General features: G+C 32.6%; 18 protein-coding genes and 2 pseudogenes. 16 read left to right on the forward strand and 4 right to left on the reverse strand.

Annotated elements, in window-relative coordinates:
* Positions 1-3: 3 nt before the first annotated feature.
* The 4 genes from AA0017_RS22610 (at position 4) to AA0017_RS22625 (ending at position 7,006) form a co-directional block, all read left to right on the forward strand.
* Complete coding sequence (locus tag AA0017_RS22610) at positions 4-2,022, forward strand: hypothetical protein (RefSeq protein ID WP_413378275.1); 2,019 nt, start codon at positions 4-6, stop codon at positions 2,020-2,022.
* A 1-nt stretch (position 2,023) separates the two neighbouring features.
* Positions 2,024-3,145, forward strand: coding sequence for a capsular polysaccharide biosynthesis protein (locus tag AA0017_RS22615; protein ID WP_413378276.1), 1,122 nt, complete (start codon positions 2,024-2,026; stop codon positions 3,143-3,145).
* Positions 3,146-3,147: 2 nt separating this feature from the next.
* Positions 3,148-3,765 carry a hypothetical protein gene (locus AA0017_RS22620; protein ID WP_413378278.1) on the forward strand — a complete coding sequence of 206 codons (618 nt, stop codon included), beginning with the start codon at positions 3,148-3,150 and terminating at the stop codon, positions 3,763-3,765.
* 286 nt (positions 3,766-4,051) lie between these two features.
* The gene (locus tag AA0017_RS22625; RefSeq protein WP_413378280.1) at positions 4,052-7,006 is read left to right on the forward strand and encodes a hypothetical protein; all 2,955 of its coding nucleotides are present in this window, start codon (positions 4,052-4,054) and stop codon (positions 7,004-7,006) included.
* A gap of 281 nt (positions 7,007-7,287) precedes the next feature.
* Here the strand turns inward: AA0017_RS22625 and AA0017_RS22630 are convergent, their stop codons facing one another.
* A complete protein-coding gene (locus AA0017_RS22630) occupies positions 7,288-8,079 on the reverse strand; it encodes an SGNH/GDSL hydrolase family protein (RefSeq protein ID WP_413378282.1) in 792 nt (263 codons plus the stop codon).
* Between the two features lie 513 nt (positions 8,080-8,592).
* On the opposite strand from AA0017_RS22630, the gene tnpA reads away from it, so the two are divergent.
* The 4 genes from tnpA (at position 8,593) to AA0017_RS22650 (ending at position 13,592) form a co-directional block, all read left to right on the forward strand.
* Positions 8,593-8,910 carry an IS66 family insertion sequence element accessory protein TnpA gene (gene tnpA / locus AA0017_RS22635; protein ID WP_413378284.1) on the forward strand — a complete coding sequence of 106 codons (318 nt, stop codon included), beginning with the start codon at positions 8,593-8,595 and terminating at the stop codon, positions 8,908-8,910.
* A complete protein-coding gene (gene tnpB / locus AA0017_RS22640; RefSeq protein ID WP_413378286.1) occupies positions 8,907-9,263 on the forward strand; it encodes an IS66 family insertion sequence element accessory protein TnpB in 357 nt (118 codons plus the stop codon). Before tnpA ends, tnpB begins: the two co-directional genes overlap by 4 nt.
* Before the next feature lie 47 nt (positions 9,264-9,310).
* The gene (tnpC, locus tag AA0017_RS22645) at positions 9,311-10,891 is read left to right on the forward strand and encodes an IS66 family transposase (protein ID WP_413382470.1); all 1,581 of its coding nucleotides are present in this window, start codon (positions 9,311-9,313) and stop codon (positions 10,889-10,891) included.
* A 724-nt stretch (positions 10,892-11,615) separates the two neighbouring features.
* On the forward strand, positions 11,616-13,592 hold the full coding sequence (locus AA0017_RS22650; protein ID WP_413378288.1) for a hypothetical protein: 1,977 nt from the start codon (positions 11,616-11,618) through the stop codon (positions 13,590-13,592).
* A 458-nt stretch (positions 13,593-14,050) separates the two neighbouring features.
* Here the strand turns inward: AA0017_RS22650 and AA0017_RS22655 are convergent, their stop codons facing one another.
* Positions 14,051-14,191 (reverse strand): hypothetical protein, encoded by a 141-nt coding sequence (locus AA0017_RS22655; RefSeq protein WP_413378290.1) that lies wholly within the window; start codon positions 14,189-14,191, stop codon positions 14,051-14,053.
* A pseudogene (locus tag AA0017_RS22660) lies at positions 14,188-14,292 on the reverse strand (AAA family ATPase); the annotation flags it as partial. The pseudogene AA0017_RS22660 and the gene AA0017_RS22655, both read right to left, overlap by 4 nt.
* Positions 14,293-14,695: 403 nt before the next feature.
* On the opposite strand from AA0017_RS22660, the gene wecB reads away from it, so the two are divergent.
* The 8 genes from wecB (at position 14,696) to AA0017_RS22700 (ending at position 25,870) form a co-directional block, all read left to right on the forward strand.
* Positions 14,696-15,838 (forward strand): non-hydrolyzing UDP-N-acetylglucosamine 2-epimerase, encoded by a 1,143-nt coding sequence (wecB, locus tag AA0017_RS22665; RefSeq protein WP_413378292.1) that lies wholly within the window; start codon positions 14,696-14,698, stop codon positions 15,836-15,838.
* A gap of 82 nt (positions 15,839-15,920) precedes the next feature.
* Positions 15,921-17,129 (forward strand): glycosyltransferase family 4 protein, encoded by a 1,209-nt coding sequence (locus tag AA0017_RS22670; protein WP_413378294.1) that lies wholly within the window; start codon positions 15,921-15,923, stop codon positions 17,127-17,129.
* A gap of 22 nt (positions 17,130-17,151) precedes the next feature.
* Positions 17,152-18,441 carry a glycosyltransferase gene (locus tag AA0017_RS22675; RefSeq protein ID WP_413378296.1) on the forward strand — a complete coding sequence of 430 codons (1,290 nt, stop codon included), beginning with the start codon at positions 17,152-17,154 and terminating at the stop codon, positions 18,439-18,441.
* Positions 18,442-18,459: 18 nt separating this feature from the next.
* The gene (locus AA0017_RS22680; RefSeq protein ID WP_413378298.1) at positions 18,460-19,365 is read left to right on the forward strand and encodes a hypothetical protein; all 906 of its coding nucleotides are present in this window, start codon (positions 18,460-18,462) and stop codon (positions 19,363-19,365) included.
* Between the two features lie 7 nt (positions 19,366-19,372).
* The gene (locus tag AA0017_RS22685; RefSeq protein WP_413382790.1) at positions 19,373-22,132 is read left to right on the forward strand and encodes a glycosyltransferase; all 2,760 of its coding nucleotides are present in this window, start codon (positions 19,373-19,375) and stop codon (positions 22,130-22,132) included.
* 38 nt (positions 22,133-22,170) lie between these two features.
* On the forward strand, positions 22,171-23,448 hold the full coding sequence (locus AA0017_RS22690; protein WP_413378300.1) for a nucleotide sugar dehydrogenase: 1,278 nt from the start codon (positions 22,171-22,173) through the stop codon (positions 23,446-23,448).
* Positions 23,445-24,248: an ABC transporter permease gene (locus tag AA0017_RS22695; RefSeq protein ID WP_413378302.1), complete on the forward strand. Its 804-nt coding sequence runs from the start codon at positions 23,445-23,447 to the stop codon at positions 24,246-24,248. The genes AA0017_RS22690 and AA0017_RS22695 overlap by 4 nt, the downstream gene beginning before the upstream one ends.
* A gap of 14 nt (positions 24,249-24,262) precedes the next feature.
* Positions 24,263-25,870, forward strand: coding sequence for an ABC transporter ATP-binding protein (locus AA0017_RS22700; protein ID WP_413378304.1), 1,608 nt, complete (start codon positions 24,263-24,265; stop codon positions 25,868-25,870).
* 148 nt (positions 25,871-26,018) lie between these two features.
* Here the strand turns inward: AA0017_RS22700 and AA0017_RS22705 are convergent.
* Positions 26,019-26,335, reverse strand: a pseudogene (locus AA0017_RS22705) (glycosyl transferase family 2); the annotation flags it as partial.

Raw genomic sequence — 26,335 nt, forward strand, 5'->3', positions numbered from 1 at the left:
GTGATGGAGCTTATCAAAAGACAAATAGCTAAATTTCTTGGTGAAGAACGTATAGCGAGAATAAGAGGTTTCTTTTTAAAACATTTGCCAACTAAAAATAATAAAATTCCAGTCGCTTTGTTATTTGGATTTACAGGAAAGCAAAGAAAGAACATCGCGATTATTTTAAACAAATCTTACAAAATCAAGTTTGTCGATTTAAAAAAATTCAATGAAGAAAGAGTAAGATACAAGAATGTTTCTTATTTTATAAGCAGTGCTTGTCCTAAAGAGGATGCAAAAAAAATAATCGAGTATACAAAAGAACAGCAAATCCCAACAACGGTTATCACAAACGGGTTTATTCATCCCGCTGAATTCAATCAGCATGATTCTATTGACTCTCTTACTATGTATCATGTTTATCCGAAAGAAAAAGGTCAGCCTTATCCAATTAAAGAGGTTGATAAAGTCATGGAGCTTTATCCAAACAGACCATCACCTCAATCGGGTAAAGAAAACAAAGTGATAGTTGTGTTTGGAGAGTCTTACCTTGATAGAGCGGTTCATGCAAGAGACATCAAAGAATCGTTTAGTAATTGGGAGCTTGTAAAAGAAGCAAAAATGGAAAATCCGGATGCAGACATTTATTATGTTCCCTACCCTTTGCAATCGTTTCATGAACCACTTGAATATTTTAGAATTTCTGAAGAAGTTATGATCGAGGAGGAGTCTAGCTTTTTTATAAATCATGCGGGTGGCTTAGTTGATAAGGTTTATACCTTTTCTTCGCCACAAGTGCTCAAGGCCATTCAATTTGGGATCCCGGTCATTTTTAAGGGAAGCCCTCTCAATACGCTCCATGAGGCAAAAGAAAATTTAGAGAGAGCGTATCAATATTTCTTATCTCGAACTTATTTTATATATGAGGGGAAATCAGAACTTGGTTTAAGGGAAGTAATTCCTCTACTAAAAAAAAGAAACGGGCAAGAAGCTTTTATTGAATCGTATAAGCAGCAGACAGCCCAAAACCTTCTACAAAATGAATTTCAAACAAAAAAAGTCGGTGTCTTTTCATATGGTATGGCTCAAATTAAGCAGTTAAATAACCTTTTACCAATGGATGTCATCGTTAATCCATCTAAAAAACAAATAAAAGACTTAGACTATATTGGCCTGTGGGGTTTAAAAGAAAATCACCGGGCACGAGAAATCATGGAGACGAACCAAATTCCTGAATTGCGAATAGAGGATGGGTTTTTACGTTCGTTTGGGCTCGGTGTTGATGGGGTTGCTCCTTTATCGCTTTGTTATGATGATCTTGGTATGTACTATGATGCGACAAAGCCTTCAAGATTAGAATGGATTTTAAATTCGTCAGGTTGGGAAACAGAAGAATTAATGAGACAAGCGAGTAAAGCCATTCATTTAATCAAGGAAAATCATTTGTCTAAATACAATACGGGTGAGCTGTTTTCCCCTCAGCTCATGAGAGAAACAACAAGGAAAACAATCTTAATCGTTGACCAAACTTTAGGCGATTTATCGATTTCCATGGGGTTAGCGTCACAAAAAACGTTTATGGAAATGTATTATAGTGCAAGAAAGAACCATCCAGATGGCGACTTTTATATAAAAGTTCATCCTGATGTCATTTCAGGAAAGAAAAAAGGAAATCTCGATCTCACGCAAATAAAAGACGACCCTAACCTTATCTTTTTAACGGAGGATAGTAACGCCTTATCACTCCTGAACGATATGGATGTCGTTTATGTCGTCACCTCACAAATGGGATTTGAGGCTCTGATGTTAGGTAAAGAAGTCTACTGTTTTGGAATGCCCTTTTATGCAGGGTGGGGGTTAACAGATGACCGTATTAGGACAAAGAGGAGAAATAAGAAAAGGACGTTTGAGGAATTATTTGCTGCTGCTTATTTAATTTATTGCAGCTATATCAATCCGAAAACAAATAAACCCGGTAATATTTTTGATGTTATTGCGGAAGTAATCGACCAAAAAAACAACATAAAAAGAGTGAAATGAAATGGCTAAAATAAAGGAAACTCTTAAAGGGGCTCTAAAAGTCATATGGTCCTATTGGAAGGTTGGCTGTTGGGTCATCGAACCTAAAAATAAAGAAAATCAACCAATCGCGTTTTTATTCGGTTTTTCAAATTGGAAGAAATCGTTTATGGCTCATTATTTATCTAATGAGGAAATAAAGTTGATTCCTTCTACCATTCAGATGAACTTCTTGTCTTTAATAATGAAGAGGTATGAAAAAAAGGCCTTTTATATTTGGGGTTGTGACGAGAAAAGAGATGACAAAATTATCGAGTTTGCTAAAAGCGAGAAAATTCCTTTTTTTCGAGTTGAGGATGGCTTTATCCGCTCAAAAAACCTTGGCGTCATGAAAGCTCCACCTCTTTCTTTATGTATTGATTCTAAAGGAATTTATTTTGATGCAACTTCGCCTAGTGATTTAGAAGAGATTTTAAATCATTATGATTTTCAGGCAGATACGAGATTAATAGAACGGGCACAAGCAGGCATCGAAACGATAAAAAATCTAGGGATTAGTAAGTACAACCACGTTTTGCCAAAAGGTATCGAGGAAATTTTTGGAGAAAAGAAACGTAAGCGAGTATTAGTTATCGGTCAAGTGGAAGATGATGCTTCTATAAAAAAAGGATGTGAGATATCGATAACGAATAATGAATTAGTACGGTTAGCGAAAAAAGAGAATCCGAATGCTGATATTATATATAAACCACATCCTGACGTTCTTTATGGAAAAAGAAAGTTATATTCAAATCCAGAAGAGGTTAAAGAGATAGCTTATGTCATGGAGGAACCGATTCGATTAAATGATGCTCTCGAAACGATTGATCATGTTTATACGATTACTTCATTAGCGGGGTTTGAAGCCTTGATTCGAAATATACCGGTTACGACGATCGGAGCCCCTTTTTACTCTGGCTGGGGTTTGACGGATGACAGGCAACCTGTATCGAGAAGGAAAAGAAAGCTCACCCTAGAAGAAGTCTTTGCAGGGGCTTATCTTTTATATCCAAAGTATGTCGATGTTCTATCAGGTGAGACAATCACAATGGAGACAGCGATGAAACAAATTAGTATAGAAATGATGGAAGAAAGGAAGGGATAAACATGACAATGATTAATAAAAGTGCCCATCCATTCCTTTCTAAAACGAATGTCGAGTCAAATCATCCTCAGTTTATTCATGAAATTGAGGAAATAGATTTTGGTGAGAACGGTTTTGAACTAAAAGGGTATTGTTTTATTGAACATAAAAATGTCGCTCTTATACAACAAATCCAATTTATTTTATATGATGAGTTACATAAAACCGAATATTTGATTCCTCATAAAAATGAGTTTAAGAGAGAAGACCTTTCCTATCTTTATGACGAATACAATCAATATCATTATCAACTCTCAGGGTTTCATCTCGACGTTTCCTTCAATGACCTTCAGAAACAAAGAAAGCTTAAGCAGCTAAAAGTATTTGTGTATCTGAAGTTTGAAGAAACCGAATATTTAGAGCAGTTGAGTAATGTGCAGGATACGTTAGAGAAAATAATCGTCCCCGACTATTTAATTTTAAAATCGGCGGCTCAAAAGAAATCCCCTCAGAAGCATCAGAGAGGTTGGAAGTACTCAATTTATAAGAAAACAAAAAAGTTCTATAAAAAAATCCCATCAAAATACAAACACCAAAAAGTCAATCAATTCCTCGTCAAATGCAAAAAGAGGTTTATCTAAAAGCGAACCATTACTACATCTTTTGGGAGAAAATCAAAGGTCATTAGTTCTATCAGTAAGATGTGCGGTCATGGGTCATGGTTTCAAACTGTCTTTTCATTAACCAAAACGGAGCGAGCGAAATGCCCGGAGACTCCTGCGGGATTAGTGAAGGACGGGAGACCCCGCAGCAATAGCGAGGAGGCTCCCGGTTCACCCGCGGAACGCGTAGAGTATGGAGCTGGCAGAGTACAGCAAACTAATGTAATCAGATCAGTAGCCTCGTTTTTAAAGGAGTGAAATAGCAATGAATGTTTTTTTCTATGGTTTGAGTTTTATGTCTATCAAAAATAAGTATGTCGGTCAGCCGATATTCTTAAAAAAAATCGTCGATGAATTTAGAAGAAATAACAACGATTGTTTCTATTTATATAGAGAGAATATCACAGACCTTAATATATTTGATGAGCTAAAGATCGAGGCACTTCAACTACCTTTGAAAAGTCATGTAGAAACGCCTTTTACCGAATACAAATGTTTTTCTAAAGACGAAATAGAAGAGATCGTTGAATTTGACGATAGGAAAACAAGGAGACTACATCAAGTCGATAAAAGCCATATTTATAAACATAATGTCTTAAGAATTTTAGAAAACTTAAAGATTTATGATGAGAAATATGGCATCGACATGTTCGTCGTATGGGGAGCTGGTTATATTCCAAAAACGATTAGCTATTATGCTAAAAAACATCAGAAAAAGTTAATCGTGATGGAAAATGGCTATTTTAGACCGTATACACTTATGATTGATGCAAATGGTGTCAACGCTGAAAATTCGGTTCCACGGCAGCGAGAATTTTATGAACAATATCCGATTGACCAAGATAAGTACGCCAAATATTTGAACAAGCCGTATTTTGCTAAAGTCGACGATGAATTAAGCCTATTATATAAAGAAGAAACTCCTATTAAACAAAGTGATAAGACAACGAGCGAAACGAAATTAGATTTAGCGATGTGTGATTATGTGTTTGTTCCATTCCAGTTAGAAACGGATTCACAAATTATTAGCCACTCCGCTTATATAAAAGAAATGAAGGAACTTGTCTTATATGTGTTAACAGCCGTTCTACAATATAATCAAATACATAAGAAGAATCTAAAGATTGTTTTTAAAGCCCATCCCTTTTTTAAAAATGACGGGGCCGCCCTGCAATTAGGAGCGATTAAAAAAATATGTGAAACGTATAAAGAGCATTGTTATTTTGTCTCAAACGGAGATACGGCGGGCTTGATTCGAGACGCCAAAATGGTGATTACGATTAACTCTACTGTTGGAATTGAGGCGTTAAAACAGTATAAAAATGTGGTTACATTAGGAGATGCTTTTTACAATATTGAAGGAGTTGTCGAAAATGTCACTCCGACCAAATTAATAAAAGACTTCGAGACATTAATAGAAAGAAAGGTTCATAAAGAATTAATTATGAAGTTTCTCTATTATTTGCGCTTTGATTATTTTGCTGAAATCTTTTACCCGGATGCTTGTCAGGAATCGGTTAAACAATTAGTTGGGAAAATGCTACAGATAAATGGAATGGATATTCATATTGAACGACCAAAAGAAATCAATCGAGCCGATAATCTTGATATTCATGTAAACGAAATTCGATTTACTAAAATTGGGAATATGCTGTTAAAACTAACTTATTCTAAAGGTGATTTAGGTACACCTTTTAATGTGTATTTAAGAAATGAAGAATTAGCTATTTTTCATAAGCTCAAACCAAAAGATATGAATATTCATGATGAAGTTGAGCTTGAATATACCGTCACAACGAAGCAAATTTTTTATCAATATCCCAAATTTGATCAAGGCGTTTGGGAGTTCGTTCTAATTAAGGACGGAGCAAATGAGTCCACGGTTTTACAATGGGAAAAGGAACGAGTAGATTTAAACAAACTAACGATTAATGGTGTGCTTTATAACATAAGCGTCCATAATTCCTTTATGGCGGTCGAAAAGAATGGGTCACGAAAGGAAATCGCCAAATCATCCATAAAAGATGAGTCGGAATGGCAGCAATTTAAAAGCGATTACCTTTTGCTTGAACAGCCTAAGGTTGAACCCTTTTCAAATTATAAGTTAAATGTTCTCTATATGCCTTGGATTGACCGTTCGACTAATGGATTAATTCATATTATCGAAAAAAGAACAAACCTGAACTTTATTCCGTTTCGATTTTTTATCGATGTAAATGAACATAAAGATCGAACAAAGGTGATTGCCTATACTCGTGAGAACAAAAACAGAATCAAGGCAGAAATGAAAAATTATCTTCGTACTCATTTTATCGATGTAGATGCCGTCGTGGTCACTTTAGATTGGATTGCCCCGCTTCATTTATTTATCGAGGTGTGTAAAGAGTTAGGGTTAAAAACGATTTTAATCCCGCACGAGTCTGTATTTGCCAAAAGGGAGATGTACTATGTTGATTATATAACCGGAATTAATCGCCCAGTAACCGATTATGTGTTAGCATGGGGGGATTTACAAAAGGATATCTTCAGTTCTAGAGGGTATGAGCGTGAAAAAATCATCAATATTGGCAGCCCTAAGTTCGATGTCTACAAAGACTACGAACCGCTCGTTACAAAAAAAGAGTATTTTGAGCATATTGGCTTTTCCGTAAACAAAAAAACGATCTTATTTGTAATGCAGCCTCTTGATTCCCAATATAATGAAAAAGAAGCGAGACAGGCCCAACATCAAATCATCGATGATTTATTAAAAGTGACCAATCAAAATGAATTTCAACTGATTCTCAGACTACCACCAGCATTAGGTGAAAAATTATTAGACGAGCCATTATTAGCTAAGCTAGCCGAACGCCCGGATGTTTATTTAGAAGGGTATAAAGATGCACCCCTTGAGCCTATGGATGCGATCTCTCATTCGGATATCGTCGTTTCCATTAATAGTACAATGCTCTTTGAATCCGCCTTATTAAATACACCGTCCCTTTCGATAAAATATGTTGAATTTGAATCCTTTTGGGAAAGGGCCGATCTTCCAGTCGTTTACAACTATGAAGAACTTAATAAAACGATCAAACATTTTATTGCTACAAACGAGCATTCCTTATCAAAAGAAGGCTGGGAGTGGGCTGCAAGGCAATTAAGTGACGGAGGATTTGAGTTTGATGCATCTATTAAGGTGGAGAGAATGATGGATGAGTTAGTGTGTGGGGTAGTGAAGTGATTATTATTTAGGTCAGGCACCCGTTTGAGCGGGTGTTTTATTTTATGTTTTAGGAAGAGATAAGTTGGAAGAATAATATGAATAAGAAGTACTCGAAAATCCATTTATAGGAAATACCTGGTCTTTTATCTCATGAGAAAGACCTTATGGGGCAGTCTTCTTGTGCTATCTAATGAGCAAGAGGAGATATGGATTATTAACAACTCCCTCAGCGTTCGGCGGGTGAACTGGGAGCCTCCTCACTTCAAAATCGCTGCGGAGTCTCCCGTATTTAATTTATTCTATTTTGTTAAATAGTCATACATAAACTCAGCCCATACTTTATGACCTTGTTCATTTGTATACTTACCCGCGTAATAATCTTGAATTTCCTCGGAGCGGATATCAGGCCAAGCTTGCCAATGATCCGCATATAAATATTGGTTCACTTCTGCAAAGTCTTTTAGTTCAGTAATTTGTGTCATATACAATTGTGGATTATAGATCGGGTTCGAAGGCATAAGGACAACAGTTGTATCTGGTAAGGCTTCCTCTATTTGATTTAAATAAATGGTTAAATAATCGAGGCTATCTTCAATAGCAACTCTTCCATTATCACTCCGTATAAATGGCTCAAATAATAGTAAGTTTGGTTCTGATTCAATGACATCTGTGACAAATGCTTCATTCGCTACTTCTACATTGGAGCGGTCGCCTGTACTAATAATTTTACTTTCAACGAGGTGTTCACCAACTAACTCACTTAATTGAATAGTTAGCAACTCAGGCCAAGTTGACCGTGTAAAATCTGAGCTGTATATTGATTCGGAGCCGAAATAGACAATTTTTAACGGAGAATCATTGTTAATTTCATCAAAAAGTTTACCAAGTAGGCCAGAGGATGGTTCAGTTTCTTTTGAATTGCTATTTACTTCATCAGAATTCGTATTGCTATTCTCACCTTCTTGATTGGCAATGTACTGGTCATAAGCTTCTTTAGCAATTTTGTCTAGTTTGTTTTCATAGGCAAAGTGGCTTAATCCAAGAATGACTATGCAGGCAATTACTAGTAATAAGTACAGAAAATTCTTCATTAAATCATCTCTTTTCGTTATTTAAAGTATATTATGTTGCGATTCAATTGCAGCAGAATTAAATAGGTATAAAGAACTATATGAATGATTTGTAATTTATCTATAACCAATAGAAAACTACCTTTCTATTATATGGAATCAGTAGGCAAAGGAAAAGTAGTAACGACAAAAAATGACTAAATTAATGTGAAATCATCAATGACTTTGAATGGTATGATGAGTTTTGTGTCAGGTGTATTGCCATGGAAAGGTTCTACCAATCCAAGGAATAACTTTTGAGCTAAATCTAGAATCACTATATTCAATTCAATCTACGTGAAAGTTAGAAATACTGATTGAATCAAGTGAGATCTCTTTTTGCAGTTGTTACTTAAGGGATTGGGCTTCTATAGCTTACAAATACGCAAAAAGTAATAGTTTTAAGAATGATTCGTAAGCGTCAAATAATACCCACATTCCAATAACCCTGGTCCCATGCGATACTTTAATCAATAATGATGAAAGGGTGTCGCTATGAAGCGTAAAGAAAAACACGATTTGTGGAAAAAACGCATGGAGGCATACGAAGACAGCGGGGAGACGATACAAGAATGGGTATCTAAACAAGATGACATTACAGAATATCAATTCCACTATTGGCGAAAGAAGATCAAGGCAGAAGTAAACTCAGATTCAAGTGATGAGGCAAGCCAGATTTGGACATCTTTTGATGTCCCTACCTTCCCCACCACATCCATTGAAGTGAGAATAGATGACCTGTCTGTCTATATTCCTGAAAATGTGAGTGAAGACCATTTATCTCGTGTACTACGCGTGCTGAGACATGGATGATCAATCAACGCTCCATTGATAAAGTCTACCTTGCAAAAGGAAATACAGACTTACGAAAATCCATTGATGGCCTCGCGGCTATCGTACAAGAAAATTTTCAATTAGATCCATTTTCCCCGTGTTTATTTGTTTTCTGTAATAGACAACGAGATAAGATCAAAATCCTTCACTGGGAACATAATGGATTTTGGCTCTATTATCGCCGTTTAGAAAAAGGTACGTTCCCTTGGCCAGAAGATTCATCTTCTTCTCCGCAAATGATTAGCCATCGTCAGTTCCGTTGGTTACTTGACGGCCTTTCAATTGATCAAAAATCAGCACATCCAAAAGTTACTGCACAACGTGTCATTTAATGAATAAATGATAAGCAAATGGATGAGAGGTAATGTATAATGAAGCTATGAAAACAACAGAAACCACCTCTCAACCTACAACTGAAGATTTAGAAAAACGTGTCTCATCACTTGAGGAACAAAACGCAGAGCTGACGGCAAAAATTAAATGGTATGAAGAACAATTCCGTCTCAGTAAGCAACGCCAATTTGGTACTTCAAGTGAGAAGACAAATGCTGATCAGTTAGAATTGCCTCTTTTTAATGAGGTAGAAATTACGGCTGACCCATCGATTGAAGAACCTACGGTTGAAACCATTACGTACGAACGTAAAAAAACCAAAGGTCAACGTGATAGTAAACTTGAGAACCTTCCGAAGGAAGTTATTGAGTATCGATTACCTGAAGAAGATCAGGTTTGTTTGTGCTGCAATGGAAATCTACACGAAATGTCGACGGAGGTACGTCGTGAATTAAAAGTTATTCCAGCGGAAGTGAAGGTCATTGAACATGTTCAACATGTCTATGCGTGTCGCCATTGTGAACGCGAAAGTACAGAGACTCCTATTGTTAAAGCTTCCATGCCTAAATCAGTATTCCCTAAAAGTCTAGCTTCGCCATCTGCGATGGCCTACATCTTAAATCAAAAATATGTAGAAGGACTTCCATTGTATCGTCAAGAACAACAATTCGCTCGTTTAGGTGTCTCTTTGTCACGCCAAACATTAGCTAATTGGGTTCTTTATGGTGCTAATACATGGTTAAACCTCATCTATGATCGAATGTATCAATTTCTGATGAAGCTTGATATTGTTCATGCGGATGAAACGACGCTGCAAGTGCTACGAGAGCCAGATCGACCATCAACGGCAACTTCTTTTTTATGGTTGTATCGTTCGGGACAGGAAGGTCCCCCAATTGTATTGTTTGACTACCAGCAAACACGAGCAAGTAAACATCCTAGAAAGTTTTTATCCCCTTTCCGAGGGTACTTACATGTAGATGGATATGCTGGATACAATGGAATTCCAAACGTAACGTTAGTTGGTTGTTGGGCACACGCTCGTCGAAAATTTGATGAAGCTTTAAAGGCCTTGCCTAAAGAACAACAGTCGAAAGATGTCACAGCCAAAGAAGGCTTGAAATTCTGTAACCAACTCTTTGCGATTGAACGAGAAATCAAAGGTTTATCATTCTCTGACCGCCATCAAGTACGTCTAGAAAAAAGTCGACCACTTCTTGACGCTTTTTCAGCATGGCTTCGCATGCAAACGCCAAAAGTGTTACCAAAGAGTGCACTCGGAATAGCGATCAAATACTGCCGTAATCAATGGGATAAGCTAGAGGCTTTCTTAGAGGATGGTAGACTAGAGATTGATAATAATAGAAGTGAGAGATCCATTAAGCCGTTTGTAATCGGCAGAAAGAACTGGATTTTTGCCAACACTCCGAAAGGAGCAAAGGCAAGTGCTGTCACTTATAGTATTGTAGAAACAGCCAAAGAAAATGGCCTCAATCCTTATCAATACTTAATGCACTTATTTGAGGAGCTTCCCAATATTGATGTGAGTGATGAAAACGCCATTGATCAATTGCTTCCTTGGTCAAACAGTCTTCCGGCTCACTGTCGTATTCAACATGATAAGTAGATTATAAGTTAGTCCCCATCTCTTTAATAGGTGGGGACTATTTGACGCTTACAATGATTCTGTAGCAAGTTTCTTCTTAATTTAGTGACCTGCTTTCAATGTTCTCATTTGTTCAACAAATAGTTAAAGATTTATTGGTGAAAAACATTGTCTAAATAACTTAGAAGTCCTCACTATCTGCCTCATCAGACGAAAAATGTTAGATTGGGGAGTAGGTAAAAAACGATACTGCCGTAAGTGGTGCTGCTCAGCCGTTATTGGAGAATGGGCATGTCCAACACCATATTCAGAATCTGCCTATGGACGGATCTTTTAGAAAGAGACGAAGGATAATCCTTGTCTCTTTCATAGAGCCAAACGTGATAGTAAAGAATGGTATAAGCGTTACGCTTTACGTACTGGGGGCGAACGTTGTATCAAACGACAAAAAATTGATTATCGATTAGACGATTCAAGAGGGTGTAGTTCCAGACATTGGAATATTCGAAGTGATATCATCGGCATGTGTCAGCATGTCAATGTGAGGATGAAGTAAGCAAAAAAGAATTATTTTACAAGCCTCCACACTGTAATTAAATCTCTGTTGTCATTATAACTACATTTCAAAATAACTTTGAAAATTCAAGTTCTTCTTTTTAAATTTGCTTTCATCTTCCAAAAGACCTAGAATTACTCATTTAATTTCCGAGTCTTTATACTATATTTTTGGTATGATAAAATTAGAATGGTGAAATTAGGAGGGATTATTATCTCTAGTTTTAATGAACTTAAATATAAAAGAGGCTATTTGCTTACTGATTTGCATGTGGAAATACCTAATAGTATGTGGGTGAAGTTAAATTTGGGGAAATTTAACTTGTATTATGATCCACTTAATAAATTAGAATTAAGCAAATACGGAGAAGATTGGTTAGTGTTACTTGGTTATACAATTGATGTTAAAAACAATACATCAGATTCTTGTTTCATTGCTAACAAATTGCTTGCTTGTTTATATAAATCAGATAATGAATTTTATGAGTATCTCGATTATTTATCAGGAAGGCATATTATTATATATCAATTAAGAGGGAAAATTAAGGTTTTATCTGATGCAACTGGGTTGAAATCGATAGTCTATTCTATGAATCAAAATGTGATAGCGTCTCATGTAAACATCGTAAAAGACTTAACTAGAGCTAAAAAGGATAGCAAAATAAAAGATGAATGGAAAAAGGAGTTTGGGGGATATTATATACCGGGTCATTACACACCATATGAAAATATATATTTTTTAACACCAAACACATACTTAGATTTAGAGACGAAAAAGGTTATTAGATTTTTCCCACGCGAAAATCTTAATCTAAAACCTGTTAAAGAAGTAGCTGAATTAATTAGTGAGTCTGTTAGAAAACAATTTAGTATTTTGTCAATTGATTTTGATAAAAAAATAATCTTTTCATTGACAGCTGGAATGGATAGCAGAACAACTTTATCACTTTGTAAGGAAATAACTAACGAGATTGATTTCTTTACTTATTATAAAGTGTTTAAAGAGGATAAAAAAAGAGTCAAATCCTTAGAAATAGATAAACATGTTGTAGAGGATATTGTTTATAATCTCGGACTAAAGCATTCTTTCTTACCTTTAAGGGTAGATGAAGTAGAGAATGATTTTTCAGATTTCGTGAAAATAATGAGTTTAAATAGCTTACGTCCACATAATTTCAAACTGGCTAAGTTTTATTATGAGAAATTTTCTGATGAGTCTATCCATATTAGATCAAATATATTAGAAATAGGTAGATATTTCTATCGTGAGAAAATTAAGCTTCCAAGAGAATTAACTTCTGAAGGAATGGCAAGTTGTTATTCTAAAAATGCAACCGATAATAAACCCATACAAGATCTTTTTAATGAGTACAGTTCACACGTAAATATGAAAGAGATTTATAACTATGATCCGTACGATATTTTATATTGGGAGTATCGGATGGGCATTTGGCACTCGCAATTGTTGTTGGAAAGTGACGTTTCACACGATACGTTTATTCCGTTTAATAGTAGACATATACTGAAATTATTTCTTTCTGTTTCTGAAAACCATAAAAAAAATTATAGTGTTTTTAAAGAAATTACTAGTTCAAATTGGCCTATTTTAGATTACTGGGGAATTAATACTATTGAAAAACCTATTGATCGTATTAATGAAGAGATAGATAATAATTACGGACTTGATCTTAAGGAATTTAAATTCAATAGTAATGTATCGTTTAAATTTAAAAAAACTAGATCTTCAAATAAATTTTTAATAAATAAGAGTGATCCACAAAAAGGTGAATTTGTTGAATGTTATTATAATTTACAAACAAAAGCCGATCATGATTATCTAATCTTATTGAATGTAAGGTCGCCATATGAAAACAAAAAAAATATAGGAAGAATGAAGTATCAGGTATTGCTAAATGAAAATGTATTTATTGAAGAGGATATTTCACAATGGCAAGAAAGTAATACTATTTCAATACCCTTTAGGGCTGAAGATAATTCATCTAAAATATCGATAAGGATTGTTGCAATAAGAGACTGCGAAAAATGGAGCTGGGGTCGAGCTGGCACATTGATTATAGAAAGACTGATTTTTAGAGAGGTTCAAACAGATTCAAACTTTAGTATATCAACTTCTAGTCCATTCTCTAAGGTAACACTAAATAATTAATTGAGTATCAATATTAGCCCTTGTGTTTCAAGGATTCCAAGGAGAAAAAAGGAAGTGCCTCCCAAAAATATAAATCCAAAGCTTTTCGAATGTCTGATTGATGAGGACTTTAATATTTGTAATTCAGAGAACATTGTAGAAAGTTCATTATGGTAGTTGCTCATTCAAGTGTTTTTCTTTTGTCCTAGAAGAAGGTACCTCTTCTTTGTGGTAATAGCTTCTAGTCTATTCCGTTTTACCAAAGAATGAGGTATTTTTTGTCGTTATGTAATTGAATACTGCGCTCAAAATGAGCCAGCTGTGAGGAGTTTTGATCTACCAAAAGCGGACAATTGAGCCACTGAGTGCGCCCTTATGATCCATTTGATATATTGAACCAGCCATTGGTTACTTTCCAATGGCTGGTTCAGCTTATTTAAATCGCTTATCATTTAATTCGTATGAGATAATCTCCAAAGCTAATCGTGATCAAGAAACTCTTCATCTTCAAATACGCATATCTGTAGTAATCGACTTTCTACCTTCGCCATTACCTCTTGAGGTAAGTAATAATGAAAAAAATACTTAGCTATTCGATTTTCAACTTCAATAGGAATCATCTTATACCCACCAATCCATGGCACTCTCTCATCGATACATCACCGTCTACTAAAATAGGATAGGAATCATGAACAATCCTGTCTAATATGGCATCGGCGACTTATGGTATTTGCTAAAAATTTAAATCAACAACAGTTATTAATAATTCTAAAAGAAATTAGTGGAAAAGTTGAAGAAGAACAAGATATCGAAGTGACTGAAGTTGTAAATGAAATAGTACAGAAGTTAAAAAAGTATGAAGTTAGATAAATTTTTAATAGAGATAAAGCTTTGAGGTTTTTTTGGAATAATCTAAAAAATCATTGTTTTCTATTTAAGTTTACTTATTTTACCTAACTGTAATTTTGCTTAACTATGATAATATTTAATAGTAGTAATATAGGGGAATTTATGTTGTGACAATAAAATAGTGTAATCTCTCTCTAATTACAAATTAAGACAAACTGTGTTATAATCCGAACTGGTAAAGACTTTTAAACATAAATTAACTTAGTAGGTGAAAAATGTTGAATAAAATTAAAGTAATGACCGTCTTTGGAACTAGGCCAGAAGCTATAAAAATGGCTCCGCTAGTCTTGGAATTAGAAAAAAATGCACAAATTGAATCCATTGTTACTGTAACAGGTCAACATAGAGAAATGCTTGATCAAGTGTTAGAGATTTTTGGGGTAACTCCGGATTATGATTTAAATATTATGAAAGCCCGCCAAACATTAGTGGATGTAACGACAAATGCACTACAAGGACTAGATGAGGTTATTAAGAAGGTAAAGCCAGACATTGTTTTAGTGCATGGTGATACGACTACTACATTTATAGCGGGTTTAGCTGCGTTTTATAATCAAGTGAAAGTTGGGCATGTTGAAGCTGGTTTAAGAACTTGGAATAAATATTCACCGTTTCCAGAGGAAATGAATCGTCAATTGACTGGTGTACTAGCTGATTTGAATTTTGCTCCTACTGCAAAGTCAGCTAATAATTTATTGGAGGAAAATAAAAAAGAGGATAGCATTTTTATTACAGGTAATACAGCAATAGATGCTTTAAAAACGACTGTTGTAGAAGGTTATGAACACCCTATTTTTGAAGAACTCGGTTCGGATAAACTTATTTTGTTGACTGCACACAGGAGAGAGAATCTGGGTTCACCAATGAGAAACATGTTTAAAGCAATAAGAAGGATTGTTGAAGAAAGAACTGATATAAAAGTAATATATCCTGTGCATTTAAATCCAGCAGTAAGGGAAGCTGCGAATGATATTTTTGGAGATAACCCAAGAGTTCAATTAATAGAACCTTTGGATGTGAAGGATTTTCATAATTTCATGAATAGAGCTCATATTATTTTAACTGATTCAGGTGGAGTACAAGAAGAAGCACCTTCTTTAGGGAAGCCAGTATTAGTTATGAGAGATACAACCGAGAGACCGGAGGGGATTGATGCTGGTACATTGAAACTCGCTGGTACAAATGAAGAAACGATTTATTCTTTAATAAATGAACTCTTGGACCAACAGAGTGTTTATCAAGCGATGTCAAAAGCATCTAATCCGTACGGGGATGGCCATGCATCAAAAAGAATTGTTGATGCAATTTTATATTACTTTAATGTTACTAATGAGAAACCAAGTCATTTTAAAGCTTAGAGAGTATTGATGAAGGGTCCTAGAATCCCTTCTCAATTTCTAGTTGTAAAGAAAAGGGACTTTTTACAGTGGTGAGGGACATATGGGGAAAAATATATTAATAATTTCCCAGCACTTTTATCCGGAGATAGGGAGTGCTGGGAATCGGATGAAGAATATTTACCAACTATTAGAGCAAGAATATACAGTAAATGTACTAACGACTGAGCCCTCTTATCCAAATAAGAGCATCTATGAAGATAATGAGTTTTGGGATGAACCAAACAATCATTTTAATAGCGAAATGGTACACAGGGTTAGAATCAAAAATAGAAAATATTCAAGAAGTATTATAAATAGACTTTTTTATTATATGGAAATAACTATAAAGATGCTGCTTTTTATAATAAATAATAAGAAGCATTACGATTTAATATTTGTTTCATCGCCCCCTATTTTTATAGGTTTTGTTGGTCTAATAGCAAAATGGCGTTACAAAAGCAAGCTAATACTTGATATTCGAGATTTATGGCCAGAGTCTTTAAAAGGTGTAGGTGTTTTTGATTACAAACTTGTTATTTGGCTGTTGAAATTAGTAGAAAAATTACTATATAAAAAATCTAATACAATTATAGTAAATAGTAAAGGGTTTATAAAATATATCCATGAAAACTTCCAAATAGATCTAAATAAAATACTTTTTTTACCTAATTCTGCAAGGCTATCAGAATTAAGTGTTTCTAAACAGGAAACTATTAAAATAAAAAAAAGAGTGGTATTTGCAGGAAACATTGGATTAGCGCAAGATGTCTCTCTATTAATGAGTTTAGCTGAGGGACTTCAAAAAAATAACATTCATCTTGATATAATTGGATATGGCATGAAACGTAGTGATTTGCAAAATCATACAGAAATCAATAAATTAGAAAATGTTCACTTTCTTTCAACAAAAACACGGAAAAAATGTTTAGAGATAATAAGGGAGTATCCAGTTGGAATTGCTACATTAAACGATAAAGAAGTATTTAAAACGGTCTTACCAGGTAGAATTATTGATTACATGATTTGTGGTGTTCCAGTAGTAGCTGCAGTTTCCGGTTATTCAGAAGAAGTTATTTTAAAAAACGGTGTAGGGTATGTAACAAATTCTAGAAATGTAGATGAACTTATAGATTATATAATTGAGATATTATCAAGTGAAACTATTATTGAACGAATGTCTTCTAATGCAGTTAATTGTGTAAAAAATGATTTTTTGTGGGAAGAAAATATTAAAAAGTTATATGATAATGTAGAATATTTACTTCATTAAATTAAAGAGGTTGAGCGAAAAAATGAATAAGAATGTCTGTATGTATGTATGGAACCACTTCACCAATGATGCTAGGGTTTTAAGAGAATGTACAGCCTTGTCAGAAGAGGGATTTAAAGTTGATTTGATTTGTATACATGATCCTACTGATGAGAATTTACCCCTATATGAAAGAAAAGATGAGAATTTCAACGTTTATAGAGTAAGACGATATCCTATTCTATTAGAGATATTAAAAGAGAGTGTTATTTTTTTGAAACGGAATAAACTAATCGCATTATTGGCAGCTGCTCTGTGGATGTTTTTAGTTTATTTATTTCCTTTTTTTGTATTGCCAGTAACTATGATTGCTTTTTTAATTGTGAAAACAAAATTAAAAACAGTGTGGGTAAGAGGGAATATTATATTTAAAATGATTTTACATGGTTATAAAAAAAATTATAATATTTACCATGCAAATGATTTAAATACTCTACCTCAAGCTTATATTGTTTCAAAATTAAGATTCAAAAAGAAGAAATTAATTTATGATTCGCACGAGGTTCAAACAAGTAGAACGGGCTATAAAAGTCCCATTTATGGCAAGTTAGAAGCGTTTTTGATTAAAAAAACAGATGAAATGATTGTGGAAAACCATACTAGAGCTAAATATAATGAGGAGCTTTATGGTCTTTATCCTCACGTTGTTCATAATTATCCGTTTAAACAAGATAAAGATAAAATAGTAAAAGTTGATTTACATAATCAACTAAACATACACGAAGAAGAAAAAATTTTGTTATATCAGGGTGGAATCCAAGAAGGTCGGGGGTTGGAAAAATTAATATGTGCAATGGCTCTCATAAAGGAAGGAACTTTAGTCTTTATAGGTGATGGTAAAATTAAACCAAACCTTGAAAAACTGGTTGAAGAAAAAGGTTTAGAAAGTCGAGTTCGATTTTTATCTAAAGTACCTTTAAGTGATCTACCTAAGTATACGAGAAATGCTTATTTAGGGTTCCAAGTTCTTAATAATATATGTTTTAATCATTACTCAGCTTCTTCCAATAAACTTTTTGAGTATATGATGGCTGGTGTACCTGTTATTGCTTGTGATTTTCCTGAAATAAAGAAAGTGGTTGAAGGTGAAAAGGTAGGTTTGTGTGTAGATTCTCATAATTATAAATCTATAGCTAATGGAGTAAATAAACTATTGACAGATATAGAATTAAGAAATGTTTTAAGTGGAAATACAGAAAATGCTGGAAAGAAATACAACTGGGATTTAGAGAAAAAGAACTTTTTAAAAGTCTATCAAGATATGGCTATTTGAAGGGCTAGGAGGGTTAGAATGAATAATAATTTAAATGAGCTAGTAAATAATTCAGGGGAATCTATTAGAAATTATTGGATCTGTAAAAATGCTTTTGGAGAAAATATATTAGACATTTCAAGTTTAGAAAGTGATAGTTTTCCTATAATTTTAGCGAAAGAAAATAAAAGGGTCCTATCAATAAGCTTAGAAAAAGATAGGATTGATGTTTTAAGTGAGAAATTAAAAAATGAACCTGAATGTGTTCAGAAGAATGTTGAGTGCAGAATAACAAGTTTATTTAACCTCGAAAACAATAAATTATTTGACTCAATACTACTGGATTATTCATTGGTTCATATAACTGATATGAAAAGATATTTAATGCATGTAACAAATAAATTAAGCATAAAAGGTAGAATTATTATAACGTTGCCCTTAGGAATAAAAAAAGGACAGAATCTTGTTAGTCCTTTTTATTTTGAAGATTTTTTTAATGAGATAAAAGAAAAGCTATATATAAAGGAGATCGAGTACCAGCAAGATTGGGTAGGAATCGTCTTGATGCAATTAGAACATAGTGATGAAAATGATAATTTGAATTTATTTGAAGTGATAAGAAAGATTGAAAAGCTATTATATGCTAAAGAAAGTGCATCTTTTACAAATAATGTTCAAAAAGAAATGGAACCAGTTACTATCGAGGTTAATAAGAATATAGATGAAGAAATAAATAAATACAAAAAGCTATATTTAATAGCCAAAAAAGAGAAGATACAATTACAAGAAGAATTATTAAATCAATATGAAAAAGAAACTAAACTATTAAAGAGTATCAAAAATGATAATACAAAAAAATATGATGATTTACAAAGAAAGTATAATGCTTTAAGTGAATCAAAACTAGGTAAAATTCAACTTGCATATTGGAGACGTAAAAAATAGTCTGGAGGTGAAGAAATTGAATAAAGATTCTATAAATCAAAGGATAAATACATTAGAAAAGTTAAAGCAAAAAACTAAAAATGATTTAATAAGTGATATTGAAGATTATTTAAAAGAGAGAAAAAATGATAATGAGTATAAAGAAAAGTTAAAACAAGTAAAACAATTAGATTATCAAGGTCATAACAATAATCCTATAAATAGAAAAAAAGAAATAAAAAAAGAAGTTAATACAGAAAGAGCAAATTATTTAAATAAGTTGAAAAGAGATCATGATGGTAGCTTCTTTAAAGAAATAAAGCCTTTACTTGATGAATTACCAGAAAGTAATGGAAGTAGGTACTATCAAAAGATGAAAGCTAACATTGGAATAATTTCTGATGAATTCTTATATCATTCATTTGAAGGACAAGCTAATTTTATATACATTACGAGAGATAATTATAAAGAATATGCAAATAAATTGGATATATTTTTATTAGTGACAACTTGGAAAGGTCTAGATTTAAGTTGGAAAGGGCTTGGTAATCCAAATATTAAAAGACATAGAAATGATATGGAGAAAATCATCAATTTATATAAGGACAATGGTATAAAAACAGTTTTTTATTCAAAAGAAGACCCTGTCAATTATGATATATTTGTTGAACTAGCTAAAAAATGTGATTATATCTTTACTACAGCTATCGAAAAAGTTGAAGATTATAAAAGAGATTGTAAAAATCCAAATGTTAATGTATTAAGTTTCGGTATAAATCCAACTATTCATAATCCAATTGGAATTAATAAGTTTGCTAAACGAAAAGAAGTATTGTTTGCTGGCTCATGGTATAACAAGTATCCTAAACGACAAGAAGAAACAAAAATGTTATTTGATGGAGTAATAGAAAGTAAGAATAAGTTAAAAATTATTGATCGTAATTTTAATTTGAAATTAGAACAATATTTCTTTCCAGAAAGGTATATTAAATATATCTCTCCAGCTATCGATCATGTCTATCTGCAGAAGCTTCATAAACTCTTTAATTACTCGCTCAATCTAAATTCTGTTAAGAATAGCGAGACAATGTTTGCAAATAGAGTATATGAACTTCAAGCATTAGGGAATATATTGATTTCAAATTATAATACAGGGATAAATAATTTGTTTCCGAATGTACACTTAGTACATGATAAAAATGAAGTGGGAGAAATTATAAATAATATTTCAGAAGACGAATTATATAAGCAACAAATTCTTGGAATTCGGAGAGTCATGTCAAAAGAAACAACTTATCAAAGGCTAGAAGAAATGTTTTCGGTCATTGGTTATTCTGACACCAAAGTAGATAGAAAAATTGCTGTTGTAGTAAGAGAAAGAACTGAAAGATTACTGGAAATGTATAATTCACAAACTATATGTAATAAAGAGTTACTTTTAAATGAAGAGCTTTCAGACGAAACACTACAACATTATGATTTCATTACCTTTTTTAATGAAGAGTATAAATATGATGAATTCTATTTGGAAGACATGATAAATGGATTTAAGTACACGGATGTAGATTACGTTACTAAAGATTCTTATTATATAAATGGTGAGCTACAAAAAGGAATTGAGCACGATTACGTTGATGTGATTAAAGATAAATATCAAACTGTTTTTTGGGCTAGTGCATTTAGAGTGAATGAATTGATTGAAATGGATAGAAATGTTCGTCGTGCAAATGGTTATAGTATTGATAGGTATAATTTTGAAAAGGGAACTAATAAAGTCATTCCGGAAATTAAACCTTATAAATTGTCAGTCATCATCCCAACTTACAATAATGGTGACCATTTGATGAGTAAATGTTTTAATAGTCTAAAAAGAAGTTCTATATTTAATGAAATGGAAATTGTTATAGTAGATGATGGCTCTACTGATGATTATACGACTAAAATTATTTCATATTTAACTAGACAATATCCAAACATTAAATCTTACTTTTTCGGTGATAATGGTAGTGGTAGTGCATCGCGCCCAAGAAATAAAGGTTTTGAGATCTCAACTGCACCTTATATAACTTATTTAGACCCTGATAATGAAGCTATTAATAATGGCTACTCACAATTAATAAAAGCTGTAGAATCAACTGATTATGATATGGTTGTTGGAAACATGCTTAGAGTGTCAGATGATGTATTGAGCTTCGACTATTACAAAACAGTTTATTACTTCAATGATAAAAAGGATGTATTAATTGAAGACAAGGGCGAGTTTCTAAAAAGAAGTTCCTTTAAAGCTATGAGTATACAAGCATTAATTGTTAAAAGAGAAATCATTTCTAACAATCAGTTAAAAATGATTGAGGGAGCAGTTGGTCAAGATACTTTATTCTTCCAAGAATTATTATTAAATTGTTTGAAAGTTAAAGCTATTAATCTGGATATTCATATTTACTATGCTGCAGTATCTGGTTCTGCTGTTAATTCAGTAGGAATTTCATTCTTTCAAAAATACTTTATAATGGAAGAAGGAAGAGTTAAGGAACTTAAAAAGTATAATTTATTAGACTCATATATTGATATAAGATTTGAATACTATTTTGATAATTGGTATTTAAATAAGCTAAAACGGGTTAGTAAAAAAGAACTTAAAGAATGTGTAGAGATATTATGTGGAATCTATAATCTTTATGAGCAGCGTTTTGAACCGAAAGAAGCTCATTTAGTCACATTTTCAAATTTGTGTAAAAATAAAGATTATGAAAGAATTATAGAAGAATTTGTAGAAAATAAGTTATGATTAAAAAGAATAAAGTTATTGAAAGGAAGATGTTTTAAATGAAATTATGTACAGTAGGATTAGGATATATTGGATTGCCTACATCAATAATGTTTGCAAAACATGGAGTAGATGTTGTTGGGGTAGATGTTAGACTAGAAGTTATAGAATCATTAAATTCAGGGAAAATTCATATTGAAGAACCTGGCTTACAAGAGGCATTAGAGGAAGTAATTAAAGCGGGCACTTTTAAAGCAAGTCTAGTACCTGAAAAAGCAGATACATTTATTATTGCAGTACCAACACCAAATAATGATGATATGTATAAATCGTGTGACTTAACGTATGTCTTAGGAGCTGTGAATTCAGTTATTCCTCACTTAGAAAAAGGAAATACATTAATAATTGAATCAACAATTGCACCAAGAAGTATGGATGATTATGTAAGACCATTGTTAGAAGAAAACGGATTTAATATAGGTGAAGATATTTACTTGGTACATTGTCCAGAGCGTGTATTACCAGGTCAGATTATGCATGAGCTTATTTTTAATAATCGAATTGTTGGTGGGGTTACACCGAATTGTACTGAAGCTGGAGCTAAAGTTTATAGTACTTTTGTTCAAGGTGAAATTATCAAAACAGAAGCAAAAACTGCTGAGATGTCAAAATTAATGGAGAACACTTTCCGTGACGTAAACATCGCACTTGCAAATGAATTAACGAAAGTATGTAATGAATTAGATATTAATGCTTTAGATGTAATCTCAATGGCTAATAAGCATCCACGAGTTAATCTTCATACTCCTGGACCTGGTGTAGGTGGACATTGCTTAGCAGTAGACCCATATTTCATTGTTGCTAAAGCACCTGAAACCGCTCAGATTATTAATCTTGCGCGGAATGTAAATACATCAATGCCAGATTATGTAGTAAATAATATAAATACTTTAATGGAAAAAGTAAATGGTAGAACAGTAACTTTATTTGGTTTAACTTATAAAGGTAATGTAGATGATATACGTGAAAGTCCTGCAATGGAAATAAGAGAAAAATTAATAAATCAAAATAAATTTGAGATAAGATCGTTTGATCCACACGTAGAAGCAGACTTTGTAATTGCTGATATCAACCAAGCAACTATTAATTCGGATCTGATTGTCATTTTAACTGACCATAATGAATTTAAAGAGCTTGATTGGAACAGTTTAAGTCAATTAGGTAACAAACGAGTTTTAGATACTAAAAACATAATTGACGAATTGCCTATTGATTTTGAATTAGTTAATTTCGGTAATTTACACAAGTTTATTAAGAAGGAAGCAAGTTTAGTATGAAATTTGTTTTAAAAGTCTTAAGGGAACAAGTTAATCATATAAGATTGATATTCAGGTTAGCATCCTACGAGACGAAAAGTAAGTACCAAATGCACTACCTTGGTATTCTCTGGCAATTTCTTAATCCCCTACTTCAAGTGATTGTCTTTTGGATTGTGTTTGGTTTAGGAATCCGAGGGGGAGCTCCAGTTGGAGATACCCCCTTCTTTGTTTGGTTAGTAATAGGATTAATACCTTGGTTTTTTATAAGTCAAACTATTGTACAAGGATCAAATAGTGTTTATGCCAAAGTTAATTTAGTGTCAAAAATGAAGTTTCCAGTAAGTATTTTACCTTCTGTGACAATAGTGGGGAATTCAGCTGGCTTTCTTGTTATGTTAGTCTTACTTGTAATTATTCTGCTTGTTAATAATATTTATCCATCGGTCTATTTGTTACAATTCCCTTACTATTTATTCTGTATGTATATGTTTGTATTTTCGTTTACTTTGTTCAGTTCGACAATTTCTATTATTATTAGAGATTATCAAGTGTTATTACAATCAATGATGAGAATGTTATTTTTTTTAACACCGATCTTTTGGGTTCCAACTAATATGCCGGTTATTTTTCAAGAACTACTAAAATTGAATCCTTTTTATTATATTGTTAATGGATTTAGAATGTCATTATTAGGAGAAGGTTGGGTATTTCAAGACTATCTGTACTCTATATACTTTTGGTCTTTAACACTGTTGTTGATTTTGGTTGGTTCATTTATTCATGTGAAATTTAGAGATCGATTTGTTGATTATTTGTAGTGGAGGCTAAGTTAATGAAGCCTAAAGTAGTTTTTAAAGGTGTATCTAAAAAATATGAGATATACAATAGAAAAATCGATAAGATACTAAGTTTATTTTTTCCTTCAAGAAAGAGGAAAGAATTTTTTGCTTTAAAAGGTGTTTCGTTTGAAGTATTTGAAGGAGAAACAATAGGTATAGTTGGGATTAATGGCTCTGGAAAATCAACCTTATCAAATTTATTAGCTAAAATTATCCCACAGTCTTCTGGCGAAATATCTATTAACGGTGAGAGCTCTTTAATTGCCATATCAGTTGGGTTAAATAATGCGTTAACTGGGTTAGAGAATATTGAACTAAAATGTTTAATGCATGGACTGAATAAACAAGAAATTAACGAATTATTGCCAACGATTATTGATTTTGCAGATATAGGTGATTTTATTTCACAACCTGTGAAAAATTATTCATCAGGTATGAAATCAAGGTTAGGGTTTGCTATATCCGTGCATACAAATCCAGATATTTTAATAGTTGATGAAGCTTTATCAGTTGGTGACCAAACTTTTTATAAAAAGTGTTTGAATAAGATAAATGAATTTAAAAAAGAAGGGAAGACTATTTTCTTTATTAGTCATTCCATTGGTCAGATGCGGTCAATTTCAGATAAAGTAATTTGGATTCATTATGGCCAATTGAAGGAGTTCGGTGAATCTAAACAGGTTTTAGATAACTATCAATCATTTATAAAATGGTTTAATGAATTAACTGAACGTGATAAAAAAAGCTATAAAATGGAAATGTTAAGTAAGCAATCAAGCCCTTTATTAAATGAAGATAATAATGAGATTTCTATTAATCGTAGTACTCGTTATAAGTCTACTAAGAATATCCATAAAAAAGTATACGGTCAAATAGTAATATCTTTTTTAATCTTTATATTAAGCGGGTTTCTTCTTGTTGTATCTCCTCATTTTCTTACATCGGGTAGTGAAACTGAAGAGAATGATAATGTTGAAATGATTATCAAAAGCGAAACAGAAAACGCTGAAATTAATCAACCTATTGATATAATGCCTATTAATAAATTAGGTTTTAGTAATACTTTAATTTATGATGATCCTAATCTAGTGAATATTAAAGGGGAAATATTACCTAATACTGGATTGAATTTGTTAGAAGAAACGACTTTAAGTTATAAATTTAAAAATAATAGTATTGAAGGTTATGTTGGGAAAAATTCGATACTTTTAGAAAAAGACTTTGAAGAGAAATCTCAAGTTAATATTAATACCTTTACTGAGTATTTTTCGGAGGAATTTGTACAATCTTATCAATATTTTTTTATGCATTTAGGTTATGAAGCAACTGAGATGAAAGAGAAAATGTTTGGTGGGGAAGAAAAGGAAAGCGATACATTTGGGCAAAGAGAATATTATTTTGAACGTGAAAAATTTTCTTATATTATTAATGAAGAAGATATTGTATCTAGCTTAATAATTTTTGATTTTGAACCCGATATAGAATTTTTAAATGAGAACTTGTCAACAAAATTTGCTGCACATAATAGGTTAGGTTTTAATATTAATAATTACTCTATAATTATTGATATTAGTGAAAAAACACTTTTTGTGACGATATAGGAATCGAATACAATTAAAATAATCCCCCCCTTTTTAAAGAGGGGATTATTTTGCATTTGTATTCGATAGGTTATTATTGTAATCTATATTGGCTAAGTTGACGGTATTACCAATACAGAGTTAGACTTTCTTTTCTATTTAGAAGCAATTACTTTAGTAATTTTAAATTATTTTTGATAACACTTATCGTTTCTTTTTCAGGTAGTGGATTGTGCCCTTGCTCTTCATTTGAATATAAAAGTGTTCGAATTCGGTTTTTGAAGGCACCTCCTTTACTTAAGTCAGTTAAAGAAGTTATAAATGGAACAAAGTGATTCACCATATCTTCCTCACAAGCCGTATTTTGCATATAAAGAATTTTTGGTACATAATCGTTAGCTTTGAAAACACTTATAATATCGGCTCTTTCAAGACTTAAATTATGCTCCATTACACAAATTTTCAAACGTTTTACATGTTCTTGAT

It is taken from the genome of Alkalihalobacillus phoenicis (genome assembly GCF_047302405.1).
In the GTDB taxonomy this organism is placed as follows: Bacteria; Bacillota; Bacilli; order Bacillales; family Bacillaceae_D; genus Alkalihalobacillus.